The organism is Nostoc sp. LEGE 06077 (assembly GCF_015207705.1).
Classification (GTDB): domain Bacteria; phylum Cyanobacteriota; class Cyanobacteriia; order Cyanobacteriales; family Nostocaceae; genus Nostoc_B.
Genome location: NZ_JADEWI010000085.1, coordinates 1 through 22,036, shown reverse-complemented (window position 1 = coordinate 22,036; position 22,036 = coordinate 1). Strand labels below are relative to the sequence as shown.

General features: G+C 41.4%; 17 protein-coding genes and 1 pseudogene. 7 read left to right on the top strand and 11 right to left on the bottom strand.

All coding sequences use genetic code 11. From position 1 onward, the window contains the following. Positions 1-752: pseudogene (locus tag IQ244_RS30265) on the top strand (hypothetical protein); the annotation flags it as partial. A 551-nt stretch (positions 753-1,303) separates the two neighbouring features. Here the strand turns inward: IQ244_RS30265 and IQ244_RS30260 are convergent. From IQ244_RS30260 to IQ244_RS30240, 5 genes are all read right to left on the bottom strand, one after another. Then, on the bottom strand, positions 1,304-5,110 hold the full coding sequence (locus IQ244_RS30260; RefSeq protein ID WP_193900379.1) for an NACHT and WD repeat domain-containing protein: 3,807 nt from the start codon (positions 5,108-5,110) through the stop codon (positions 1,304-1,306). Positions 5,111-5,218: 108 nt separating this feature from the next. Then, complete coding sequence (locus tag IQ244_RS30255) at positions 5,219-6,205, bottom strand: CHAT domain-containing protein (protein ID WP_228059245.1); 987 nt, start codon at positions 6,203-6,205, stop codon at positions 5,219-5,221. 289 nt (positions 6,206-6,494) lie between these two features. After that, positions 6,495-7,241, bottom strand: coding sequence for a DUF6753 family protein (locus IQ244_RS30250; RefSeq protein WP_193900377.1), 747 nt, complete (start codon positions 7,239-7,241; stop codon positions 6,495-6,497). Beyond that, complete coding sequence (locus IQ244_RS30245; protein WP_228059244.1) at positions 7,241-8,017, bottom strand: hypothetical protein; 777 nt, start codon at positions 8,015-8,017, stop codon at positions 7,241-7,243. The genes IQ244_RS30250 and IQ244_RS30245 overlap by 1 nt, the downstream gene beginning before the upstream one ends. Next, on the bottom strand, positions 8,018-8,524 hold the full coding sequence (locus IQ244_RS30240) for a hypothetical protein (protein ID WP_193900376.1): 507 nt from the start codon (positions 8,522-8,524) through the stop codon (positions 8,018-8,020). Between the two features lie 460 nt (positions 8,525-8,984). Here IQ244_RS30240 and IQ244_RS30235 point away from each other — a divergent pair, with 460 nt between their 5' ends. The 6 genes from IQ244_RS30235 (at position 8,985) to IQ244_RS30210 (ending at position 15,539) form a co-directional block, all read left to right on the top strand. Continuing rightward, positions 8,985-9,383 carry a MobC family plasmid mobilization relaxosome protein gene (locus tag IQ244_RS30235; RefSeq protein ID WP_193900375.1) on the top strand — a complete coding sequence of 133 codons (399 nt, stop codon included), beginning with the start codon at positions 8,985-8,987 and terminating at the stop codon, positions 9,381-9,383. After that, a complete protein-coding gene (locus IQ244_RS30230) occupies positions 9,364-10,539 on the top strand; it encodes a relaxase/mobilization nuclease domain-containing protein (RefSeq protein ID WP_193900374.1) in 1,176 nt (391 codons plus the stop codon). Before IQ244_RS30235 ends, IQ244_RS30230 begins: the two co-directional genes overlap by 20 nt. A gap of 32 nt (positions 10,540-10,571) precedes the next feature. Then, on the top strand, positions 10,572-11,252 hold the full coding sequence (locus IQ244_RS30225; protein ID WP_193900373.1) for a hypothetical protein: 681 nt from the start codon (positions 10,572-10,574) through the stop codon (positions 11,250-11,252). A 6-nt stretch (positions 11,253-11,258) separates the two neighbouring features. After that, entirely contained in the window at positions 11,259-12,845 is a 1,587-nt protein-coding gene (locus tag IQ244_RS30220; protein WP_228059243.1) for a type IV secretion system DNA-binding domain-containing protein, read from the top strand. A gap of 17 nt (positions 12,846-12,862) precedes the next feature. Continuing rightward, the gene (locus tag IQ244_RS30215) at positions 12,863-13,387 is read left to right on the top strand and encodes a hypothetical protein (protein WP_193900372.1); all 525 of its coding nucleotides are present in this window, start codon (positions 12,863-12,865) and stop codon (positions 13,385-13,387) included. Positions 13,388-13,472: 85 nt separating this feature from the next. Next, complete coding sequence (locus IQ244_RS30210; RefSeq protein ID WP_193900371.1) at positions 13,473-15,539, top strand: DEAD/DEAH box helicase; 2,067 nt, start codon at positions 13,473-13,475, stop codon at positions 15,537-15,539. A gap of 183 nt (positions 15,540-15,722) precedes the next feature. Here the strand turns inward: IQ244_RS30210 and IQ244_RS30205 are convergent, their stop codons facing one another. From IQ244_RS30205 to IQ244_RS30180, 6 genes are all read right to left on the bottom strand, one after another. Next, positions 15,723-16,682 (bottom strand): ParB/RepB/Spo0J family partition protein, encoded by a 960-nt coding sequence (locus tag IQ244_RS30205; RefSeq protein ID WP_193900370.1) that lies wholly within the window; start codon positions 16,680-16,682, stop codon positions 15,723-15,725. Then, complete coding sequence (locus IQ244_RS30200; protein WP_193900369.1) at positions 16,682-17,434, bottom strand: ParA family protein; 753 nt, start codon at positions 17,432-17,434, stop codon at positions 16,682-16,684. The genes IQ244_RS30205 and IQ244_RS30200 overlap by 1 nt, the downstream gene beginning before the upstream one ends. 85 nt (positions 17,435-17,519) lie before the next feature. Next, positions 17,520-17,819 (bottom strand): type II toxin-antitoxin system RelE/ParE family toxin, encoded by a 300-nt coding sequence (locus tag IQ244_RS30195; protein ID WP_193900368.1) that lies wholly within the window; start codon positions 17,817-17,819, stop codon positions 17,520-17,522. Then, complete coding sequence (locus IQ244_RS30190) at positions 17,816-18,082, bottom strand: ribbon-helix-helix domain-containing protein (protein ID WP_193900367.1); 267 nt, start codon at positions 18,080-18,082, stop codon at positions 17,816-17,818. The genes IQ244_RS30195 and IQ244_RS30190 overlap by 4 nt, the downstream gene beginning before the upstream one ends. A gap of 617 nt (positions 18,083-18,699) precedes the next feature. Next, positions 18,700-21,174: a DEAD/DEAH box helicase family protein gene (locus IQ244_RS30185; protein ID WP_193900366.1), complete on the bottom strand. Its 2,475-nt coding sequence runs from the start codon at positions 21,172-21,174 to the stop codon at positions 18,700-18,702. 100 nt (positions 21,175-21,274) lie between these two features. Further along, positions 21,275-21,877: a tyrosine-type recombinase/integrase gene (locus IQ244_RS30180; RefSeq protein ID WP_193900365.1), complete on the bottom strand. Its 603-nt coding sequence runs from the start codon at positions 21,875-21,877 to the stop codon at positions 21,275-21,277. Positions 21,878-22,036 lie beyond the last annotated feature (159 nt).

Below are 22,036 nucleotides of genomic sequence, written 5' to 3'. Positions count from 1 at the left end.
CCCCACACCCTATTCATAATGTGCCAATGTCAATAACTGGCACACCCATAGCAATAAGTGAAAATTCCACATCAGATTCCACACCCATTCCACATCAACAAAGCTATATAAATCAAGACTTCCACACCACCCACACCAGTGACGGGGGGTCGGATGAAAAAAATGATGAGAGTCAACAAAAAACCGATCTAGATCAACAACCAAAATCAGATATCAATCTCAATGTTGATGGGACTGATTTAGGGGATGAAAATGAGGGGTCAAAATCAGATATCAATCCCAATGTTGATTGTGATCATGGAGTAGAGGGGGAGAAATTGGTGTGGTCGGTGTGCGATGAAGTGCCAGCAAGCTCTCCAGCCGATTCAACTGGTGTGGATATTGCTGTGCCATCGGAGCTTATTGCTATGCCAGAGAGCTTATTGACAACAGAATCATGCCAGCAGCCGAGCGATGATGTAGCCCCAGCTTGTCCACAAGATGATGTGGCTGCGTCAGAGCAATCAGCCAATAGTCAACCCTGTGAAAAGCCAAAATCTTCTAAATCTGTTAAACCCCTATTTGCAAATGAAGCAGAGAAACTTATAGGTAATGTGGAACTGATTAAAGAGTGCATTGCGGATCAGTCGTGGGAGATGATTGAGGAACTAGCATCAGTCTGGACTAAAGAATTTAAATCTGCGGTTTGGAAACAGTTGACTCCTTCTGAACGCTCTGCTGTTAAGCAACTCAAGCCCCAATTCGACACCTGATACTGAGCGTCAGAAATTCTGTAGCTGTGCGATCGCCTTGTCGATGTAAGAAACCTTAGTCACTGATTTGACAATGGTAAGTGTAGTAATAGCTGGCAGCTAACCCGTCTGAGTCGGAGATGGCACAGCATCTAAATCCAAGAAAACATGACCACAGGATAGAGAATTTATGAGAATAGAGATTTTTGCCGAAAAACGAGGACTAACGTGCAAAAGGTCAATAAAAACCCCACAAAATCTGTGGGGAAATCAGAACCAAATGAACAGAACAAATGTACTATACAGGAGGTTCTGAAAGCAAGCCTTTGTGCATAATATGTTTTTTCTCAGGGTAGTTTCACTGAAACGTTACCCAAATCTCTTGGGCTAAAGGAGCTACAGGTTTAAGCAATGTGGTGTTGCTGATTTCTTAATTGCAACTTGAAAGGTAGGCTCTGAAAGACTTTTGGGAGCTTCAGTTGTGCATCGCTGTTGCCCGGTTGGATCTGTATGAAATACAAGTAGTCAGTGGAAAAGACCCAATAAATTTGGTGTAAATTTATCTTGCTATATTAACGGAGGTATGGCTTACAAGTTTTCTTCGCTTCTTTTTCATCGACACTGACAGGATTCTTGAAAACTGGATGATTTGCTAGTCGCTCACAGGCTACTTTCAACCAACTATCTAATTTAATATCCCATATCCTGACAGTGCCATCATTACCCCCACTAACGATGGTTTGCCCATCTGCGCTTATTGCTACAGAATTTACAGAACCTTGATGACCTTTAAAAGGTGTACCTACAGGCTGACCGTAGCGGTTCCACATCCTGACAGTACCATCATAACCCCCACTGACGATGGTTTGCCCATCTGTACTTGTTGCTACAGATAATATCTTCCCTTGGTCAGCTGTAAAAGGTGTACCTATAGGCTGACCTTTGCGGTTCCAGATCCTGACAGTGCCATCTGAACTCCCACTGACGATGGTTTGCCCATCTGCGCTTATTGCTACAGAATTTACAGAACCTTGATGACCTTCAAAAGGTGTGCCTAGAGACTGACCTTTGCGGTTCCAGATCCTAACATTGTCATCTGAACCCCCACTGACGATGGTTTGCCCATCTGCGCTTATTGCTACGTAATTATTACTATTAGAGCGTTGATCAGCATTAACGATTTTATCGGAATCATTGTAAGATTGATCGGGCTTCAAAGGTGCACCTATCAACTCACCCTTACGGTTCCAAATTTTGACGATAGTGCCATCATAACCCCCACTGACGATTGTTTGACCATCACTGCTTATTGTTACAGACCTTACATAACTTTGATCGGCTTTCAATGGTGTACCTATCAACTCACCCTTGCGGTTCCACATCTTAACATTGTCATCTGAACCCCCACTGAGGATTGTTTGCCCATCACTGCTTATTGCTACGGAATACACGGAATATGAATCACTTTCAAAAGGTTTATTTATGATTTGACCTTTGCGGTTCCATATTCTGACAGTTTCATCCTTACTTCCACTGACGATGGTTTGACCATCACTGCTTATCGCTACAGATTCTACGGAGTCTGTATGACCTTGAAAAGGTTCGCTCAAGGTTTGACCCTTACGATCCCATATTCTGACAGTACCATCATTACTTGCACTGAGGATTGTCTGCCCATCACTGCTTATTGCTACAGAATTTACGGAATTTTGATGACCTTTTAAAGGTGTACCTATCAACTCACCCTTGCGGTTCCACATCTTGATAATGCCATCAGTACTAACACTGATTATTGTCTGCCCATCTGTACTTATTGCTACAGAAGATACGTAACTTTGATGAGCTTTAAAAGGTTTACCTAGCGGCTGTCCATTGCGCTTCCATATACTAATAGTGCCATTATTACTCCCACTAACTATTGTTTGCCCATCTGTACTTATTGCTATAGACCTTACAGATCTTTCTACTATAGATTTTATAGTACCTTGATAGGTTTGAAAAGCTCTACCCAGAGGCTGACCGTAGCGGTTCCACATTTTGACAGTGCCATCTGAATTCCCCGCAAGGATTGTTTGTCCATCACTGCTTATTGCTACTTCATTTACAGAAAATAAATTAGTAGAAGACCTAGGCAAAGGTATAACAATTTGCCCACCCTCAAAACTTTTAAGAGGTTGACTTAGAAGCTGACCGTAGCGGTTCCATATCCTAACAGTAGCATCATGACTCCCACTGACTATTGTTTGTCCATCACTGCTTATTGCTACAGAAATTACGTTATGTGTGTGACCTTTAAAAGGTGTACCTAGGGGCTGACCGTTGCGGTTCCACACCCTGACAGTGCCATCATTACCCCCACTGACGATGGTTTGTCCATCACTGCTTATTGCTACAGACCTTATAGAACCTTGATCACCTTTAAAAGGTGTACCTATAGGCTGACCATTGCGGTTCCATATGCTGATAGTGCCATCATTACCTCCACTGACGATGGTTTGCCCATCACTGCTTATTGCTACAGAATTTACATAACCTTGATGACTTTTGAGGAGATTTTTTTCTCGGCTAATCTCAACTGCACTAAACAAGCCATCTTTGATTGATTGCGGAAATAATTGATTAGGAAAATTGAGCAAGGGTGAGCGGCTTTGTCCTACAAGACTAATCACATTCACCGTCGCTTCTAAAGGATAATTTGATAACAGATTTTTTGCTGCTATGGCGGCAGGTTCGATTCGACCTCGTTCTGCATTTTGCCACTGATAAGCTGCAAACCCTGCCAATAGGAGTGTAAAAGTAGAAAAACTAGTAAGTCCAATAATGGCTCTACGTTGTTGTCGCTCGCGCAACCCCACACTAGCATCAATAAATTGGTTTGCTACATCACTAAATCCACCCAGAACTTGATTAAAAGTTTGGTCTTTTCTGAGTTCCAAAACTTTCTGTAACTTTGACCCACTCCACAGTTCATCTTCAGCTTTCTTTGCTTGCCAGTTTGCTACATCATCATTAAGACGGTTACGCAATGATATAGCCTGACGATTCTCCTCAATCCAAGTATTGAGAGTTGTCCAAGAGGTGAGCAGGATTTCATGGGCAATTTCTATTGTAGATTCTTGAGATTGTGGTTGGCGGTCACTTACCAGTAAATTCTCATTAATCAACTTCGCCAACACAGTTTGCTCAAGTTCATCATTAAATTCAGCTCGCACTGCCCTTCTACGAACTGGTTTCCATTCACTACCAATTTCAGAATTCTCTCCAATATCAACCAGTTTCAGGAAAATTTTCCGAGTTGCTAGCTTTTCTACTTCGGGTAAGGTGTCATAAATATAATCTATATGTTTTTGCAGTGCACCTCGGACACCGCCTAACTGCCGATAAGTACTTGTATTTAAAGTGCGATCATTGATACTGTCAGTTCTAACTTCATCCTCCCACAACAAATTCAGGGTATATTGCAATAAAGGTAAATAACCTGCTTGCCTCTGGATATCTTTAATAATTTCCTCTACTAATCCAGTTTCAAACACTACACCGTGATGTGCCGCAGGTTGTTCAATTGCTAATCTCAACTCATCTAATTGCATTTCTGCAATTAATGGACGATGCTTATCAGTAGCTTTTACTAGCTGGGCATAGGGGCTTAACCTGTCGAGAAAATCAGCTCGCATTGTCCCCATAATTTTGACGGAATTTTGTTTAGTTTTATTCAATTTCACCAAGCTTTTGATAAACTGCTCGCGCTTGTCAGCAAGACTGGTAGTAAATAATTCCTCAAACTGATCAATCAAGATAAACCAATAGTCATCAGGTTGCTTTAGCCTTTCCACTACTTGAGTCAGCGTATCAGCTTTCGCTTCACGAGCAATTTTAGCTTCGGTTTGTTTATATTTATTAAGTAAGCTGGCATAGAAAGATTCAAACGGGTCAATATCTGGAGTAAACGTCAGATTAACTAATTGTGATCCCCATTTTTGTGAAAGCCAAGGAATTAAACCTGCACGCACTACTGATGATTTGCCACTCCCACTAGCTCCCAAAAGCAAAATCAGGTTGGACTTTTCTAATTCATATACTAAACCTGTTAAAAATTGGTCACGCCCAAAAAACAAGTCTTTGTCTGCTGGCTCGAATTTCTTTAAGCCTTTATAAGGTGAAGTTTTTATAAATTTACGGGTTTTTATCTCCTCAACAGAAATTTGTAGAATTTCTGTTTTGTTGAAAGTGACAATATTACTATCACCTTGAAACTGAATATTATTATTACCAATTAAAGTCTGAATTCCACCATCTAAAGATGTGTTCTCTATCTGCATCTGAATACTAGGTTCAGATGTGGGTAATTGATTATCATCGCTAGGTAAAGGCTTACTCATCAGCTTATATTGTTAAAACCAAATGGATTTTGTTTCAATTAGCATTCAATCAACTACTCTTTATTTTTAATGCTATTTTTTCCTAAAGTCATATAATAACAAAAAAGGTTATTCAGCTTGCTGCCAACCTTCTATGGATGCAATAAAAATATTAACTAGAGGATGGTCAATTAATTCTTTAAAAGCTTCAGTACCCGCAGATTTTATCGCTCCAATTATACGAGCTTTAAACCAAGTATTTTTTTCAATTTTATCAACAGCCTTAGCAACCACATTCATTTTTTCGACTGTGGTTATAGTCGGATTAGCTTGCTCTAGTTGTTGTAAAAGTTTTTGGATTTCTTTTGCAGTTTCTGCTATATTGGGCTGTTCTTCAGCAGCAGTGTAGTTAGTCATAGTTTGCACATTTTTGTTACCTTGTGCTGCCTGTATTCCACTGCCTATTTTACCGCCGCTAATGTTGAAAGAAATTCCCCTATTAGGTTTTTGTTGTAATTCTTTTTCTGACATAGCATCAGCTTTTATAGTTTTTTTAGCAAAAACAGAAAGCGAAGATGGTCTGGACTTCAGCACAGGAGTTGAGTATTCAAAACTACCCTTTAGCTGAATAGAAGCACACCCCATGCTAAAAGCGTAGTTGTAGCTTTCTCCAGCACCTAAAGCATCATAAAAACCAGCAGCAAACTCAATTGCAGCAACATCCCCAATTGGTCGATTCATACCAATTACATAATCAACGTGTTGGTGGATTGCTTGCGCTTGAATTTCGCTATAGCAGGCGTTAAGTAAGACACACTCAACTGTTCCACGAAACAACTCAAATATGCTTGCAAGAGCATTGCTACTTACCAATTGCGTTATCCCAGAATTGTCCTCAAATCCTAAACCCTCTGTTCCGGCTCCATGTCCGGAAAAATGAACTATGTGAGGCTTGTGATCTAATAGCGCACGCCGCAAATCTTCTACTCGTACCGCCCAAGAAGTGGCAATTTCAAATTGATCTTGATGTTTAGCTAGTTTCAGTGCTTCCTGAATTTTACGCACCTCTTCCCCCAAGCGCAAAGGGCTTGTATCCTTGGGATTGGCTGATAACATTAAGATTTTTTTCACGTTATTTATGATTTGTGATAATTTTGCTAACGTTCAATCCTTAATACAAACTGAGCATACTATTTTTCGTAATTTTGAAAGAGTTTCACTAATCAAAGTTTTTTATCTTGCTTGTTGATCTAGCTGCGACAGCGTAAGAACAGTGAACCCCATTGTCTTTTAAAACCATTGATATTACTGAACTGAACAACAGTATCAGGCTTATGTTATGAGATAATCCTAAATACGTGTAATGCAGATCAAGTTTTAAAATCAGGTTTTCAATAGCGATTTTTTACCGTCGTCTAGAGTTCGGATCAGTCCCCAAACGTCTTTCAACCCGTTGCAGCTTAGTATTAGTCCAACCAGTCTGCTCCAAAATCTGCTCTAAAGACTGCGTAGCCTCATAAGGCAGACTGAGAGGAAAAAGATGTGAATAAAACGTAAACAGAATAAAAAATGTAATCGGAGAAAAAAGCCAGATAACAATTGCTCTACACCAATCTTTAACGTCTGAATCCACCACGTCTTTTTGGCTCATGAGAGAGATCATCGCCTTGACTTCTTTCAATTCTTCTCGTAGTGGTGCGATTAACTTCTCGGTTGGGGTTGGGGAAGGATTGCTCAAGCTGCCGTAGAGTTTGATTAAGTTCTGCAATAATTCCAGTTGTTGCTGAGACGTTAGATTTAATGCGTTCAACGCTATCCCTAGCTGATTGCAACTCGTCGCTAAATTTTTGATATTCTCCGTGTGGTCGGCCTCCGCCTTCAATTGCTCCGCCGTCAGTTGAGTCCATTCGTTCAATTCCGCCTGTAGATTTTCAAACAATAACCTCCAATCATTTGGAGCAGTTTCGGTCAGCTGTGCCAGATAGCCAATGTACTGCACCAGTCGAAAAGCCGGGTCATCCTGTTTCATGCCAGAATCAAGCGCAAACCGCAGCACTTTCGCTTGAAATTCTGGTGGTTTTTCTGACAGTAGCCTATCTAAATGAGATACTGCGCCATTTGCGCCATTACCCTTACCATTAGTGCTTGCCATTACTCTAACCCTAATTGCACAGCAGCCCGATTCAACTCAGTTTCAACCGTATCAATCCAGCCATAAATTCTCGACTGATTACTCAAACTAAAATCCTCATGTTCTAGGGCTTCCCGAAAAGTCAGATCCTTCGAGTCAATCAAATCAAAAATATCGTCATATAACTCAGGTAATAACAGTTCAACAGCCCCCAAAGCTTCCACAGATTGTTTCACCTTAGAATTGTTGTAACGGGTGAATTTGTGTTCATCACCCCAGTAAAGATTTTTCACAACCACATAATCAACACGGTCGCCACAGAAATCCACAAGCCGTTTTAACTGCAAAACACTATCCTTCACCCGACCCAAAACCGAAACCATAGTAATGCGATAACCCAAACGCTGGGCATTCTGAAACAGAAAAATATCCTTAGCCACCGACTCAAAATATTCAGCAGCCCCAGCAGGTAAATCCACCAGAGAAACTTGAGGAGAATAACGTTTCAAATCATCCTGTAAAGCATCAGCACCACCGCGCTGATTAAGTTTGAGAGTTTCCACCCCTGGATACACCTTATTGTAATGGCGATAAAGCTGAGGATTTGATTTGTCACATTCGTAAGCAATACACTTAATATTTCTGTGACGATAAATATCTAGTAAAATCCTGGCTACTACACTTTTACCCGTCCCGCCCTTATCACCAGTTACTAGCACAAGTCGCCTAATAGTCTTGGGCTGATCATTCGGTATTTCTTGAACAGAATCAGCAGATGATTTTGATTGAACAGCCATTTATAAATCCTCATCTGATATCAATTGAGGCACAAAAGCAGGGCGAGAGCGATTTGGATACTCACCCACCTTAACTTCATCCGAATTTTTAGTAGTGGTAGTAGCTTGAGAATTGATAGAAACAGAATTGGATAATTTTGATGATGACTTCTGCCGTTTTTGAGACTGACCATTCCTAAAAGAACTATCAGAATTTTCAATCGAGACAGAATCATCCATAGATAAATTTGATGATGAATTTTTAGCAGATGAATTCTTGCGAGTAGAGCGGCGAATATCGCCTAGTAAATAGCGAATTCGTTCAGCACCAATATGGATATCTAAACCCGCCAAAGTTTTAGAGACATCCTCATAAGAATAGCCAAGACGTAGCACCCGCTCAATTTGACGGCGCATTTTTCTAATAGCCTCTCTTGCTGGGATGTCATCTAATTCCTTACCTCCCAAAGCCCTCAGAGCATCAATAGCTTCAGGAATTTTAGATTTAGGAACCTTATCTTTAGTCACCGAAGTAAAAGTAGACTTTTGATATGTTTAAAACTTAATAATCAAAGCACACATCTATCTAAAGATAGGTCAAGCAACTTGCTACACAAAGTTTAAAGAAATAGTAATACTTATTAACGTAACTAACCCGAATACAAAAACTAGAGACGTGCAATAATAACTCACGAAGAGTTAACAAGTAAAAATAAAAGAACTTCAAAAACCTTTTACTACTAAAAAACTCCACAGCACTTGAAATAATTCAAAAACGAACAGTCTGGATGTAGCACCATATCACTCGTTTTTCCCCCAGTCCATGTTTGCCGAGTTCTCTGGTACACCCCCCGTGCCTGGGCTAGGAGCAAGCCATGCCTAAACCTCCGGTTTGTCTCGCTGCGCTCGACTCGGCAGGCTTGCCAAAGGGGACGCAACCCCTTTGGAAACCCCGCGCCAAAAATCACACATTGTCTGATTTGAGATTATGACCAAGCGTTCTTCGTCGTCACTCATCCGCACCAAAAGACTGCAAGCGCGGTTTAGTCCAATTGAATATGAGATGGTTCGGTCAAAGGCAGAAGACGCGAGTATGAGCTTGGCAGAACTGACAAGACGTTGTGTATTATTGCGACCCATCCCACCACCACCGCCGCGACTTGGCAGAGTTACCGTTGCCACTTACCTGGAACTTTCCCGCATTGGCAACAACATCAACCAACTGGCCAAAGCCGCCAACACTGCCATCAAAATGCAACTGCCACCGCCAGCAGATCCAGAACTATTAAACGAACTACTAGAACTGCTGCGACACTGCCAACGAGAAATCGCCAAAACCTTCATCGAAGAGGAGGATGAGGAAACAGATGATTGGCAACCAGACTAAGGGGCGAGGATTTCGCGGACTGCTCAATTATCTCCAATCTCAAGAAGGAGCAAAACTCATTGGCGGCAATATGGGCAGCAATAACGCCCGCGCCCTGGCTGTTGAATTCAAAATCTCGCGTCAATTAAACCTTGAAGCTGACCGAGTAGTGTACCACGCATCACTATCACTACCCCCAAACGAACGGCTTGACGATGCAACCTGGAACGAAATTGCCCATCGTTACCTTGAAGAAATGGGCTTTGACAGTAACCAGTATGTGGTTTACAGACATAGCAACACCCAACACGACCACATTCATATCTGCGCTAGTCGCATTCGTTTGGACAACGGCAAGATTGTACATGACAGTTGGGATTATAAACGCAGTGAAAGCATCATTCGGCAGCTAGAGCGGGATTATGGTTTACAGCAAACTCAAGGTAGCCACGAGAAATTAACCCGTAACCCAAGCATTGGGCAACAAAGACGACTGGAACGAGAACAGCGAGAGTATACCAACGGCGATCGCCCAACACAACAAGAACGCCCCATCAAACAACAGCTTCAAGAACTTATCGACCGCGCCACAGCAGACCACCTGACAATGCCCCAACTAATCGAACGACTGCAAATAGAAGGTGTGAAAGTTCGTCACGGTCTAACACGCAACGGTAAGAGTAAGGGTATCAGCTATTCCTGGAAGGGTCAGCAATTTAGCGGTACAAATTTGGGAGCAGCTTATACATGGCCAGGACTGCAAAAACACAAGGGAGTTAACTACCAACCAAAACGCGACGACCAACCCATTATCTCACTGCTATTAACTCCAGCCAAACCTACACAACCAAAACCAGTTCAAGCAGTTCAAACCAACCAGCAGCCGAGCAACACCCACAATCAACCCCAAAATCAACCTGAACTGAACCTCTGGCAGCAGAGATATCAACAGCTATCACTGACTCTGAAGCTAACAGCACTGTCGCCCAACGACCGGGATAGAAAAATCATTTGTCATTTAATCAACCAAGAACAGCCAGCAGAAGAAATCAAAGACCTCATCAAAAATGGTTCAATACAGCGCACCCAAGCAGAATTCAAACAGTTAGTGGAATTAGCAATAGATGACTTAGAGAAACAAAGACAAAAAACTATTCGGCGCGGACTGAGCAGATAAATCAACCACCAACAAAACTGAGAGGCATTCCCATGAGAGATCGCCCAGACTATCCTCAACCAAAACGCACCTCTGCCCAAAAACAAGAGTCTGAACCAGATTTAACAATTGAGCAATTACGACTCATCCAGCAGCAGTCAACGGTCAACCAACAGAACAACCAACTTCAACCACAAAAACCTGACCCCGAAACCGATAAACGAACCGACCCCCAAGAACTCAACAAACACGCTAACTCTCCCAGATTGGGCAAAGAATTTGGATACCTCCCAGCTTCTTACTTTTTAGAAGCTGCATCAGAGCAGATTCCAGGTTTAGGCGAAAAGGGAAGGAACATCACCCCAGCAGGTTTAGCAGCATTTGGCAGACTTGGGCTTGGCCTCACGAAATTAGATCCAACCTCACAACACCCTACATTAGATTCAAGACTTGCAGCAATTCGCGCTCAACGCGACTCCTTGAGTACACCCCCAACACCAGAACCAGAACAAACCAAACAGGGGAGTAAACAACCTGAGAATCAGGAGAACAACTTGCATGACAATCTCCCCGATAACCCAACACCCCAACAACCCAGTAGCCGGGATACAGAATCTCAGCACGAGCGCGTTGACCCATCAAAGATGACTTTAGATGAACGCATCGCACACAACAGGGCGAAAACTGCAACACCAGAACAATCCAAACAAATTAATCAAGATTTAAATCGGTAATAACAAATGTTTGGTCAAAATCAACAGCAGCCTGACCCATCAGCTTTAATCGGACTCGGCATAGCATTCTTCTTTGGTGCTTTAGCTTACGGTATAGCTAAAATTAGCGGGCCTGTTTTTCCTCTAATGCTCTGTGGTATTTATGTATCGTCCATTGCTACCAGTAAAGAACTGCCACTGAAAATTGGTCTAGGAATCTCCGTAATTGAACTGCTACTCACGCCCTTTGTAGGCTGGCAGAATTTTTGGAGCTACAACCTATTTTTGGGCTTAGTCCTGGCCGTGATTCCAGAAAGATTAGTATCAGGAGTTGTGCGCGGTTCTCAACTGCAAACACCTATGCAACTACAGAAACAACTGCGTCGTAAAGAAGAACTGCACCAAAGAAAGCAGCACACGCCACCGCCGCTACTTCCCAAATTAGAGATTGCAGATATTCAACTCCCAGACGACCTAGCACCATTATCATTTATGTTCTTGGGTTCCCCCGGTTCCGGCAAGACCCAAGCCATTTTGAAAATGCTCTCCATCATGCGCCAGCGTCCAGACTACCGCGTTATCTGCTTAGACAGGTCAGGCGAAATCCTAGAAAAATTTGCTGATCACAATACCCTAATCTACAACCCCAGAGACAGCAGAACAGTTCACTGGAGCCACCGCAGCGAAGGCATTGATTTTGAAACCATAGCCGCAGGTTTAATTCCTCCCACTCCAGATGCCAAAGACCCATTCTGGAATGAAGCAGCCAAAGGTCTGTTGTCTGATTTGTACGCTCAAACATATAACAACGCTGAAGTCTGGGAGATGATAGCCAAAAGACCTCTGCAAGATTTAAAAGACTTACTCACCGGAACATTAAGTGCCACTTACCTAGAAGCAGAGAACACAGCCGCAGGCATCAAAAGTTCAGCAATTAACTACCTGCGATTCTACAAAATCTTAGCTGACAATCAAGCTACATCTGACTTTTCTTGGAGCCAGTGGGGAAGAGAAGATGACCCGCGCTGGATATTTTTACCGATATTTGAAAATGAGGCTGAACTGTTTAAACCCCTGTACACAATGGCATTTTCATTAATGCTCAGGGGACTGTTAAGCAATGAGAATCACCACATCAAAACCGTAATTTGCATTGACGAACTCTCAGCACTGGGTAAGCTGGTCGGTTTAGAACGCTTGTTAGCAGAGGGGCGGAAGTTCTCAGGTATTGGAATGCTCGGTACTCAACTTACAGGACAGATCGCCAACATTTACGGCGAGTACGGAATGCAAACCATCCTTCAGGGCTGTTGTACCAAACTTATTCTCAACTGTCGAGACTATAGCACGGCTGAATTATGCTCCAAATTGATTGGTGGACAGGAACGCTTAGAAACGACTCATGGCAAAAGTAGTAACGGTTGGTTTAGTGAAACACGTTCTGTCAACCAGCAAATCCGAGAAACCTTTGCCGTCTTGCCCAGTGAACTGCAAGCATTACCACCCCTGGAGGGATATCTATTAATTGCTGACGGTACAAAACCTGCAAAAGTCAAAGTAACCCCAACAGACTATGCTCCCAAAGCTCCGAGATTTGTAGATGCTGCAATTTGACAATTGAAAGGGTGCAAATGATGTTTATTTCTCGTGGTCTTTTAGCCAAAGCTTGTATTTTGGGTTTGTTGGTGGGGTGGTTGACTGAACTACCCAAAAATTATGCCAATTCCCGTCAATCCAAAATCGAACATTTATTGTCACAGACTGATAGTAAACGCCAATCTTCACCGATGGTTCGGGCAACAGCCGAGAATGAACTGCTATCCGAGGCTAATATCAGTGGCAACAACGAAGCGATCGCTATTTATCAGCAGATGCTAAAAGTTAATCCCAATTCTGCCAAAGCACATTTTCTCTTGGCTAAAATTCAACTAATTAATTGGTTTTATCATGCTCGAAAGGAGCCAGTAGGAGCTAAACTCAAGCAGACAGGTTTGAAGAATTTAAAAACCGCTGCATATTTGTATCAAAAACAGGGTGATACTGTAGCTGCGGCACAGTTGGAGAAAGTATACTCTCAGGCAGAACAGGAAATTGACCCAAGACAATGGGTATTTCCAGAATGGCGCTACATTAATGTGAAGCTTTCAACGCAGTAAGGACTTAAATGTTAAGACCCATGAAATGAAGCAAAACGCTACATTTTAAATATCCAAGCTTGACAAAGTATTACAGGTGTAAATTATGCAGCTAGAGGCAATAACTGACAATGTAGTTGAAACTGGCACTATTGAAAGGCAGTCGCTACAAGTCGGAAAACCCAATAGCTCAAAAACTGTGTCAGTCAACCGAACTGAGGAGCCAATTCATCAACGCAGCAGATGTGCCTCGACCCCTATAGTTCCTATTAGTGCTGCTCAATCTGCATCAATTAAACTGCGGGACTATCAAAAAGGAGCCATTGCCCAAGTTTACGCCTTTTTTCGCCAAGGCATCAAAGCTGTTCTGCTTTATGCACCCACAGGAGCCGGTAAAACAGTACTGGCAGCCAAAATGATTGTTGATGCAGTCAAAAAAGGCCGCCGAGTCCTGTTCCTTGTCCATAGAGCCAAACTCGTCAAGCAGACAGTTAAAACTCTCCGCAGTCAGGGAATTGAGCCGAGTGTCATTTGGGCTGGGTGGCAGGAACTGCCAGACTACTCAAAATTAGTACAAGTGGCAATGGTACAGACTTTACAGAACCGAGAACTGCCACCGGATATAGGCTTAGTCATTGCCGACGAAGTGCATACAACAGCTTTTTACAAGTTGTATTGTGAAAAAGTAGTACCCACCTATGGCGGCAACATACTCGCTCTATCTAAGTGCTTTTTTGTAGGGCTGTCTGCCTCTCCTTGGCGCACCAAAGCCACAGAAGGATATTGTCATCTATTCCAAGCCATCGTCCGCGCACCTTATCCCCAAGAACTGATACTCATGGGATACTTGGTACGCAGTAGGCAGTTTGGCTATGATGGCCTAATCGATTTTAAGAAGCTGGACACTGGCGGCAATGGCGACTTTACCCAAAAATCAATGGAAAGTGTCTGCACTCCAGTTTACAACCGTGAAGTAGTTAAGCGTTATCAAGAGGTTTGCCCTGAACGCAAAGCGATTGTATTTTGCGCTGGTGTCAACCAAGCTTTAGATATCACTGCCAAATTTCGCACTTGTGGCATAACTGCTGAGTGCATCATTGAAGCAACGCCAGAAAAAGAACGGGATGCCATCTTTGAAAGATTTCATCATGGTATTACACATATTCTGATATCAGTCAACGTCCTTTGTGAGGGTTTTGATGAACCCACCGTTGAAGCTGTTCTGCTGGCTAGACCCACCAAAAGCCGCGCTTTATTAGTGCAAATGTGCGGTAGGGGACTAAGGTTATCACAGGGTAAGTCAGATTGCTACTTTCTTGACTTTGCCGAGAATTTTAAACGCCTGGGATTGCACACCAAACGCTTTAGCACTCCCTTGTGTCCCAGAGGCTCAAAAGAAACTCATAAAGAAGAAGAGGAAATAGAACTAAAAACTTGCCCCAATTGTCGTGAACTCATTCCCGCAATGCTTGGGGTTTGTCCCAATTGCGGTTACATATTTCCCAAAAAAATCAAAATTGCCCCACCACCCAGACCTTTTGGTGAAATCCTCAGCCCGGAACAGGAGAAACAAGTCAAGTACCTGCGGAAGTACCTTTACAATGCCTACTGGAAGGAAAAAAAAGGAATACTAGATCTAGATGCAACTTTCAGTAAGCGATTTGGATACGAAATCCCCTCCTCTTGGTGCATGGATGCTATATTCCAGGGTGATACTAAGTTGATGCTCTATCATCAACAGCTTTATCTGCGATTTTTACGTTCTGAGTGCAGTCATAAAGACGATCACTTTAGCAAAGAATGGATCTCTCTGATGATGTATAGGGAATTTGGTGATAAATCAAATCCAGTTTACCAGCCTTGGTGGTCAATTCTGGGGCTGAATAAACCTACAAAGGATATTGATGAAATCAAATCCCTTTACCGCAACAAGTGTGAACATTACGCTAACACTACCTATGGGCGAGATATGTTAGAGTTGCTTTCCTTAGCTATATGTGAAGCTCTCGACATGACAATCAAACCAGGATCTGTTGTGACTTGGATTGATTGCCCTGGCTATCTGGAATGGATGCAGCCTTTTAGGGTTGTACGTGTAGATCCCCTCACGGAGCAGGTTGAACTTGACGGTATATATCATCCTGTACCTAGTAGTCAACTGTTGACTGCTTGATAAAGCCTTGTGGCTGCCTTATCAGGCTAGGTTTAGATGTGACAAAGCAGACTCATCCTTTTTTATTATTACTGCCTTTTGTCATTGCCCAAAACGTTTTGGGCAACTTTGCCTTTAATTGGATAATAGGGTGAAATTAATAATTATTCAAGACAATAACTCTTACAACGAGCCTCTGAATAATCACTCTAATTGAGAATTTGTTTGGTCTAAATCTTTTTCATCTGTAACTAATGTTTCCAGCTTTTTTAAGAGTGTCTGCACTTGTTTCCATTTTTTGGGATTTTCCCAAACTTTTGACTGAGTGATACGACGGGTAATGGTTTGAATTGTGGCTTGCGGCGACTCAGAGTCTATTGAAGGTTGCAGTACCTTAACTCGTTCTCGAATTTCACGTAAAGACAAATCTGCGGCAACCACTTCTTCTAATAATGATTGTCTCTGTTGTTGGTCTTTAACTCTGGCAATCAGTTGAGCTTTCGTGTAAGCAATTTTTCCGGCTCGGAGTGCTGATAAAATCTCATCTGGCAACTTCAGCAGTGGCAGACGACTAGAGACAAAAGATTCCCAACTAAGCTTTCCTAATTCCTCAAAAACTGCCATTATTGCCTGTCCTTGTTCATTGCCCAAAACGTTTTGGGCAACTTTTCCTTTGGCTTCATGTTGCATCCGATAAAGTAGATTAGGGACATCGGCTACTGGCAGAGAAAGCCGGATAGCCAGCAGTTGCAGTATGCCTTCTGTCTCTTCTACTGGATTGAGGTCTTCGCGTAGCAGGTTTTCTACCAGAGCAAGTTGCAATGCTTGTTCAGCTGTGAGTTCACGAATAGTAACAGGAACTTCCTTGAGTCCAGCCGCGATAGCTGCTCGGTAGCGTCTTTCTCCTGCTACCAACTCGTACTGATTTTCTTGATTGGGGAGGGGACGAACAAGTAAGTTCTCTAAAATGCCGTGAATTTTGATAGATTGAATTAGCTGCTCGGTCTTAACTGGGTCGAAGTAACGACGAGGTTGACTTTCAGGTAGAGAGATAGAGTCAATTGGTAACATAGAAGGCTCAGTCGAGGGCAATTCCTCACCCATCAACACGCTGATGTCAGCCTTGGCTTTGTAGGGTTGCTCTGTTTTGCGGGGTCTGACCATTATAATTGCTCCATTTTTTCTGCTATCTTGTCTAATACTTTGAGAATTGGGTGCTTGGGTTCGTAGACAGCTAAGGGTACTTGTTGTTCAGAAGCATCTACAAAAGCTGTAGCTCTGGGAATTGGATCGTAAACGGGGGCAATGTCTGAGAATTGTTCTGAAATTGCTTTGAGGGTACGTTGGTCTTGGGAGTTGGAAGCGGCATAGCGAGAAGGAATGAAACCAGCTATTTTTAAGTTGCGGTTTCCTCTTTTTTTAACTTGGGCGATAGTTTGCAACAGTAGATTTGTTCCCTGGAAAGCCTTGTAGTGGGTTTCAATGGGAATGAGCAGATGAGAAGCAGCGACAAGGCTGCTATAGCTTAACAGCCCTAAACTGGGTGGGCAGTCGATAAAGATAAAATCGTAGTCATTGCGAATTGGCTCAATAGCTTCTTTCAACCGGACTTCACGAAAATCCATATTAACGAGTTGAATTTCAGCAACGCTGAGGTTGATATTAGTAGGGGCTATATCCATACCATGTTGTTTTGGCTGGATGAATAGTGGTTCCTCATTTATAAGCGCATCAAAAGGAGTTTTGTCTAATTTTTCTGGGTCAAGACCCATAAAAGAAGTTAGGGAAGCTTGGGGGTCGAGGTCAATGAGAAGAACTTTGTGACCCCGTAACAGTACTTGATAGCCCAGGTTCATGGTCAGGGTCGTTTTACCTACCCCTCCTGCTTGATTGAAGAATGCGATGACCCGACTCATTTAATTACTGGTACTCTGCATCTAGTTTGATTGCCAGCATAACCTAAATGAGTGAAACTGGTACTTTTCTCCTCTGACTTTTTATTTAATTATCTTCTGCAAATAAAGATTCTAAATTTCGGTAACCGCTAACTACACGCACAATTTCAATACCGCTATCTATAATTCGGTAAAGAATAATGTACCCATCCAATGGAACACCTCTCAAATCAAGTTTAATGTTGGCATAACTGCGTCCCATATTGGGAAAATTAGCTAAGTATTTACACTTTTTTTCAAACTCATCAATAAACCGCTCTCCAGCTTCAATATTTCTGACAGTAAAATAATCAATAATCTCTGATAAATCAAGGCTTGCTGCTGGAGAGATAATATGTTGTTTCATCCTTGCGCCTCTCTTGCTTGACGCAATTTAGAGCGCAATCCTTCAATTACCACTTCCCCTTCAATACCTTCCCCTCTATCCAACTGTTCAATAGCCACTTCAACTTTTTGTCGTGTTTCTTCTACCCACTGTTGATAACCTTGTTCCCATTCTAATAACAGCTTTAATGCTTTACTAATTACTTCTTCAGGATTGCTATATCTACCTGTAGCAATTTGTGCTTCAATAATTTGTTCTAATTCAGGTTTAAGTTGGATATTCATGACTCTTACTCTTAGTTGATGAACAGCTTTAATCTTGTTATAACAGCATTCAATTGTTATCAGGGGACGCTGGGCATTTTAAATCGCTTTTCATAGGGCAACATAAGAGCCGCAAGTTTGTTAGTGAGTTCTAGCTGGTACTGTACCAGCTAGAACTCACTAACTATATAAACTAAACAGTTTAGTTGGAAATATTTGTAGATTTCATAACACTACACCAAACTAAGAAACTTTAGTAACTAATTTCTTAGCTAAAGTTGCCGCAATGCTTGTGTAGCAAAGTTCTTGAGAGCCAATGCTATGTACCCGTATTACGAGGTCATGGCTCGCAGATTTTAGAAATGTCAGTAATAGTAGTGTTGTTCATCACTTTTTCACATTCTTAGGCATTTTCTAATCGTAGGCTAGTTCTGCTTCAATGCCGTGATTACTAAAAAAGCAAACATATTTATTTATTTATTAATTAAATAAAATTGTTGACTTCAAAAAACGGCAAACCATGAAGAACTTATTATAAATTTGAATGATATCCTTGAAAGTTTAAGCTTTGGACAACCTTCACATTTGACGGCGCAAATAAGATTAATTGTTACGTGATTTTAGAGATTACTTGACATCTAAGTTTCTTCTTCAGTAAGTATTTCCAATATATTACTTTGCAATTTATCAAACTCATCAAACCCATCAAGCTCAATAACTTTTGAATTTAAAACACTTTCGCCCTCTAATTTTTGTTCCTTCTGCTTACGCTGCTTGAAGAAACATATATGCGATTCATACTGAGTCTGTTCATTTTCTACTAGCTGGTACAGGGGATGAAGATCGAGAATTTTACCAGAATTATTTAGCATTACAAGATGATTATATTCAGCCTCTATCAATTCTTCTAATGGAGAGTCATCATTAGCAGCTTGTTCGTCTAAATGTGGTACTGTACCCTGATAAACTTCCATCCGGTATATAAATTGTCCACCTTTTCGATATAAGGACGGAACCCTTACAAGTCTATAGTCTTCAAAAAATTCAAGCCCAGACAACAAATCTTCTACTATGGGTTGGTAATCACTTAATATCTGTCGTTGCTTACTCTCAGTTGCCGTTGCAGTATGAGATAAGCTATTGCGTAAGTCTTTTAATTGTTCAGCATAATGGGGAAAAGGTGAACCAACTAATTCTGGTATAAATATATCTAAATTATTTTTTAGCCTAGCAATATTTGCAACTTCTTTGACGAGATCAATCCGTGTAGCCATTGAATAACCGTTGTACGCTCGGCGAATATTTTTATCTTTAATAAAGAATGTTTTTGGGTCGAGTCGTCGAAGAAGATCAGCAAGAACTAAGTTGTAGACAAAAAAACTTGTAGCTTCATATACATCTCTAAGCCTTTGCACTTGTTCATAAACATTAAACTTTGAATCATGGAATCGTCTGTAAGCAAGTGAAATTGGTGTAGGATACCTACTTATTACCCTTTCAGTCAGAGATAATGGTACTAAAATATTAGCTATTTGATGCAGTTGTTGGGCTATTACTTCGATATCAATCTTCTCTACATTGGCTGTTTCACTAGGTTCATTTAATGTTTCAAGAAAAGGTAGTATTTCCTCTTTTATTTGTCGAATTACTACTGCTGTAGTGCTAAGTTTTTCAGCGTTATTTGCACTATCATTTTCTGGAATAAAGATTGGTGTCTGAGCCAAGCTACTTGGTGAGTACCACGGCATACCAGCTAGAGATGAGGCAAACCGTTGAGCTAAATTCTGCCCACTGTCTGACCTGAGAAAATCAAGTATATCCGATGGCTTGGCTTTAGTTTGGTCAACACGAATTCTGATAACTTTATCAGAAAAAACTACGGTTCCTTCTATATTATCTGGGACGATGGCCACTCTCTTATGTATAGGGCTGGTAACACGAGACATCAAAATGTCTCCAGCTTGAGCTAGATACCTTTCCAAATGTTTAATTTCTGATAAATCTTGAAGACGGATTCTAGAAGACTCATTAAAATTTATAGTTCCATCATCAAGAATATTCTTACCAACTAACAAATAAGCTTGTTCTGGCTTTAAATTACCTGTATCTTCAATTATAGTATATGAATTTATAATAGGCCTTAGTCCTAAAGTTATTTCAGAAATATCTCCCAAAAGAACAGTTCTAAAACCTTCTGGAACGCTAATATTAGCAACCGTGTCTTCTAATGAATATTCAAATATAGGTTTTTCAGGAAAATAGCTTAATTTTCTATTAGAAGGCGTGGAAAAAGCTAATATATTGGTTTGATGGATATAATCATTAGAAGCAATAATTTTATCTATGCTTTTGGCATTTCTTGTAATAAGAAGATCGTAAAAATAAGTACTTTCTTTAGAATTGTCTATAAGATTATTAAGCTTAATTAAGTAATCTATATTAGCTAAGTGTATTTGATGAGAATATTCCAATTCTTGATTTTGATTAATAATTAAAAAGTTTTCTTGGTTGTCTTTGAGGGCTTTGGCTAAAGAGTCCAAATCAGCATTAAGTTCACTTACATACAGTATGCGCTGATAAAAACCACTTTGGATAAGCTTGTGAATAAGCTGCATAATTACAAGAGTGCTTCCTGAGCCTTGAGCCATTGAAATAAGTCCACGCTTTAAGCCTGAAACTAAAGCGTCTAAAGCTCGTCCTAATGCTAACGCTTGAAACAATGTAGGCTGTCGAAAATTAGCTAAGCCTGGATATAAACGTGGGTCTGTAGGGTCTAAAGTTCTACCCAGGCATTGCCATAGGTCTTGAGGACTTGGAAATTTTTCCCAACTTTGGGTTAACCCATTTTCAAGGTTGAAGCCTAGATATTTTGAGCCATCAGTGGTGGCTATTGCTATTGGTAAGTTCATGATTTTCGCATAGTGTTTAGCCTGTTCAAGAGCTGTTGATTCAATAAAAGTTCCTCCCCCCTTACCCTCAACTACCGCCAGTGGATACCACTCATGAAGCAAAACAAAATCAAGGTTTAAACGAAGACCCTGAAGCGAAATTTTTGGTTCTTTCAGAATTCCATTCCTATGCCAACCGGACTCAATAATTTTGGTTTCAATCATAGCTACAATTCCTATTTATTTAGAAATATTGAAAATCAAAAGATTCTAATTTAGATAACCTTATGTTGCCCATTCTTTTGTATGCTGTAACGTCGTTAGCTTACAAATCACCCCAATCAAAATTTAGAAACCGTCTAGCATTCAGCTTGGTGTATTTTTCAGTATGTTTGATATCCCTATGTCCTAAAAAATCCTGAATCTCTCTAGTGCTGTAACCCTGATTCACCAAATAATAACCGCAGGCATGGCGCATCATGTGACAGTGAACTTTGATATCAAGCCCTGCCTGTACCGCCAGCCGCCCCATCAGCTTCCGCACCGCATCAGTGGACATCACTTCACCACGCTCAGACACGAAAATATATTTGCTATCAGGGTACTGTTCTCTCAGCTTTTTGAGTAATTCCAGTTCCTCATCTCTGAGGGGATGCACCCCAGAGTCACTGCCTTTCTCCCTGGTAATAAAAATCTGGCGTTCTCCCCACATCACCGCATCCCAGCGCAAGCCACAGCTCTGACCCACAGCTTCCCCCACCCTCAACCCGTGGCGAAACATCATCAGCATCAGCGTGTAGTCACGGTGGGCATAACGGGCAGGGCGATTAAGTGCGGCATCAAGTAGAGATCGCACTTCACTTGGTGTAAGGTATTCTCTAGACCTGTAATGCTTGTTAGATTTACGTCCTGGGGGTTGGGGATTCATTTATCTGGGAAGTACTGTCCGCTTTACGCGATATTTTCTGGACAGTATCAATTGTCCCAAATCCTTGTACTTTCGTGAAGAGCCGCAACGTTTTTGGGTCAGTTAAGTATTACTTATCTTTCAGCGACAGAAAAATTCTCTACACAGTGCGATTGATAA